This window comes from Mesorhizobium sp. M7A.F.Ca.CA.002.05.1.1, assembly GCF_003998335.1.
Classification (GTDB): Bacteria; Pseudomonadota; Alphaproteobacteria; order Rhizobiales; family Rhizobiaceae; genus Mesorhizobium.
This window is the reverse complement of the sequence record NZ_RZQI01000657.1, coordinates 1-3,414: the sequence shown is the minus strand read 5'-3', so window position 1 is coordinate 3,414 and position 3,414 is coordinate 1. Positions and strand designations below refer to the sequence as shown.

The window sequence follows — 3,414 nt, the reverse complement described above, 5'->3', positions numbered from 1 at the left end:
CCCTCCAACTGCTTGAAGGCCGCGCGTTGATCCGCTCGCGTCGGGGCGAGATCGTCATTCGCGACCGCGCCGGACTGCTGGAACTCGCCAATGGCAGTTACGGCGAAGCCGAGGCCGAATATACAAGGCTGATCGGCGAGATCGGCGCGGCCTGATCAGGAGCGGTTGCCGCATCCGGCTTGCCCGATGTCGCTTTGCCGGGCGGTGCCGCACCGCCTTTAAATGCGCCCCGGCCAATCGGCCCATCCCCGTCGATCGGTCCATCCTTGGCTATCGGCAACCCGGCATGCTCCAGACTTGCAAGCTTGCACTTCGTCTGTTCGGCCGCCGCTCCCACAAGGCAGTCGATGGTGAACATGGCACCGGCGTGATCGCTGGCCGCGACCGCCTGGCGGATCTTCGTCAATTGCGCTTGCGTGTAGTCCAGAAGCTCGACCAGGCCGGTATGATCCAAACCGCCCTCCATTGCAGGATGTCGAGAGGCCGATCTCAGGTCGCTCTTGCCATCGAAATACGCCCATTTACACGGCTTGCATAGCCGGACTGTCAGAATCGTACAGTCTACGCGCCACCGGGTCGTTGCCTATTGGCCAAAGGTCCATCTTCGCGCCGCCGCCACGGCATGCAACTGTATATAAGCAATCGCTTGAATACTGGTCCGTACGTCTGTCGGGGAGATGTCGTGCCAATTCGCGAGAATCTCGCCGCCAATCTCAGGCGGCTGGTCCAACGCCACGCTTCCGTCAGCGCGGTGTGCCGTGAGCTTGGCATCAATCGCACCCAGTTCGAGCGCTATCTGCAAGGCAAGGCGGTTCCCAACAAAGCCACCGCAAGGCTGATCTGCGACTATTTCAAGATCGATGAGAATGAGCTGTATCGTGAGCCGGCCGCCGCGGCAGCCAAGAGCGACGGCAACGCAACGCTGCGCCAGGCCCTGTACGAAAACATGGTGCGGCCGCCGTCGCCCGCCATCGCCGGAGGCACATATTTCACCTATTTTTCGATGCCCGGCCGACCCGACTTTTTGATGCGCTCGGTCACCTTCGTGCGGCGCGAGGCCGATCTCGTCACCTTCAGGCGGGTGACGCGCTGGGCTTCGGGCGATGGCCGGGGTGGCTCGAGAATACCCGGCAACCATTACGGCGTGGCGATCTCGCGCCTGAACTGGATTTATTTCACCGGCATCAACCGGCGCCAGACCACCGAGCCCTCAATCATGACCGTGCAGTGGGCTCCCATCTCCGAACCGGTTCTGGTAGGCAGGGCGATCGTCCTCACCGGATCAGGGCCGGCCTTTGTATCCGTCATCATGCGGCAGGACGTCGCCAGGATCAGCATGAGGCGAGCGCTGCAGATGGCCCATATCGTCAGTCTCGACGACCCCAGTGTCGATCGGCTGGTGGTCAGTCTCGCACGAGAGACCCGATAAACTCGCTTCTTACGGGAAAAATCGGGGAAAGTTTCAAGTTTTTCGACTATATTTTTCTTCGTTTCGGGATTTTTGCGCAAAAAACCCCGGAACTTTCACCCAAACCTGTCGTTTTCCAGCTGATCGTTGCTTCGACGATCCCAAAGCAACAGGAGGAGTACCGCCATGAACATCAAGATGATCTGTTTCGGCGCGATGACGCTCTCGATGGTTGCCGGTACGGCGCTTGCCGCGAGCGACACCGGCACGTCGGCTCTCGACGATCCGGCCAAGATGCAGCCCTTCTACACCGACTCCAGCAGGAAGACGATGGTCAGCGACGACGATTTCGTGAAGGCCTGGAAGGCCCTTACGCCGGACGACCAGACCGCGATGATGAAGGCCTGCGAGGACGAGGCGAAGGACGCCACTGCGGCCAACAGCCATCCGGAATTCTGCAGCAGCGTGAAAGCGAACGGCGGCAGCAAGTAGCAATCCAGCGGCCCGATGAGAAACAGCCCCTTCGCGGGGCTGTTTTGCGTCTGCCGCGGGGCGCACGGACAAGCCCGCCACGCAACGATCAAGCCACGCAACGATCAAGCCCGGCCGGCGCGCCGGCCCATTTCCCATTCCTGCTATGTTGCACCGCGATAAAATTGCTCTATGTTGCACTGCGATAAATTTGTTGCATTGCGATATCAGCCTGCCCGGCCGACGTTGCGCAGGGGCTGGGCCTTGCACGAAGGAGCCGTCGTGGCAGCATCGTTCCGGCCGGACATACAAGGATTGCGCGCGCTCGCCGTCGGCGGTGTCGTCGCCTACCATTTCGGCCTCACCGCGCTCCCCGGCGGCTTTGCCGGCGTCGACATCTTCTTCGTCATCTCGGGCTGGCTGATAACAACCCATCTCATGCAGGAGATCGGCGAGACCGGCCGGCTCGACCTTTGGCGCTTCTATGCCAGGCGCGCGCGGCGGCTTCTGCCGGCAGCTTTATTCGTCATCCTGGTTACGCTGGCCGCCGGCTACTTCATCCTGGCGCCGCAGGAGCAGGCGCTCTATTCGCGCGGCGCCATGTTCGCCTCCGCCTATTCCATCAATCTGTGGCTGCTGCGCTGGTCGTTCGACTATTTCGCCGCCGACGCCACCAGCAATCCCTTCATCCACTTCTGGTCGTTGTCGGTGGAGGAGCAGTTCTATCTGGCCTGGCCGGCGCTGCTTCTGCTGGCCGCCTGGCTGCGGCCGGGCCGGCGAACGGCCGCAGCCGTGATCGGCGTTGCCGGCCTTGCCTCCTTCGCCGCCTGCCAGTGGCTGACCAGCGCGGCGCCGGCCTGGGCCTTCTATTTTTCACCGCTGCGCGCCTGGGAGTTCGCCGCCGGCGGCCTGGCGACGCTGGTCCCCATGGCTTTGCTGCAGCACCGCATCTGGCTGCGGGCAGCACTTGGCTGGCTCGGCCTGGCGCTGATCGCGACCGCCTATCTCCTGTTGAGCGAGGACCTGCCCTTCCCCGGCTGGTACTCGTTGCTGCCGGTGGCGGGCACCGTGCTGGTGCTGCTGAGCGGCATCGGCGGGCCGCAGACCAACAGGCGGACCGGCTGGCAAGCCCTTGGCCCGGCCGCCGCTTTGTCCCTGCCGCCCTTGCAATGGATCGGCACGCTCTCCTATTCGCTCTATCTCTGGCATTGGCCGGTCATCGTCTATGCCGGGATGCTGGCGCCGGAGCTTTCCGTGCCGCAGCGCCTTGGCTGTGGCGTGCTGGCGCTCGCGCTGTCGGTGCTCACCTATCATTTGATCGAAGACCCGGCGCGGCACGGCGCCTGGATGGCGGTAGGCGCCCGCGCCTTTCCCAAGGCCATTCCAGGCGCAAAACCGCTTCGCGCTTTTCCCGGCCTTGTGCTGGTTCCCGCGCTGATGCTGACCGGCACCGGCGTGGCGGTCGCCTATGCCAACGCGCATCTGGCCACGCGCAATATCGGCCCCGAGCAGCGCGGCATCGAGCAGGCGGCCGA

At 63.4% G+C, this 3,414-nt stretch carries 4 protein-coding genes and 1 pseudogene; 4 read left to right on the top strand and 1 reads right to left on the bottom strand.

What is annotated here, in order from left to right; all coding sequences use genetic code 11:
* Positions 1–155, top strand: a pseudogene (locus EN939_RS39310) (Crp/Fnr family transcriptional regulator); the annotation flags it as partial.
* Here EN939_RS39310 and EN939_RS26075 read toward each other — a convergent pair.
* Entirely contained in the window at positions 98–454 is a 357-nt protein-coding gene (locus tag EN939_RS26075) for a hypothetical protein (RefSeq protein ID WP_164749118.1), read from the bottom strand. The pseudogene EN939_RS39310 and the gene EN939_RS26075 overlap by 58 nt on opposite strands.
* Positions 455–682: 228 nt before the next feature.
* Between EN939_RS26075 and EN939_RS26070 the strand changes: the two genes are divergently transcribed.
* The 3 genes from EN939_RS26070 to EN939_RS26060 form a co-directional block, all read left to right on the top strand.
* Complete coding sequence (locus EN939_RS26070) at positions 683–1,429, top strand: helix-turn-helix domain-containing protein (RefSeq protein ID WP_127270648.1); 747 nt, start codon at positions 683–685, stop codon at positions 1,427–1,429.
* A gap of 165 nt (positions 1,430–1,594) precedes the next feature.
* Positions 1,595–1,900, top strand: a complete 306-nt coding sequence (locus EN939_RS26065; protein ID WP_127270646.1) for a hypothetical protein — start codon at positions 1,595–1,597, stop codon at positions 1,898–1,900.
* 261 nt (positions 1,901–2,161) lie between these two features.
* On the top strand, positions 2,162–3,414 hold a 1,253-nt coding region (locus EN939_RS26060; protein WP_164751222.1), incomplete at its 3' end, for an acyltransferase family protein.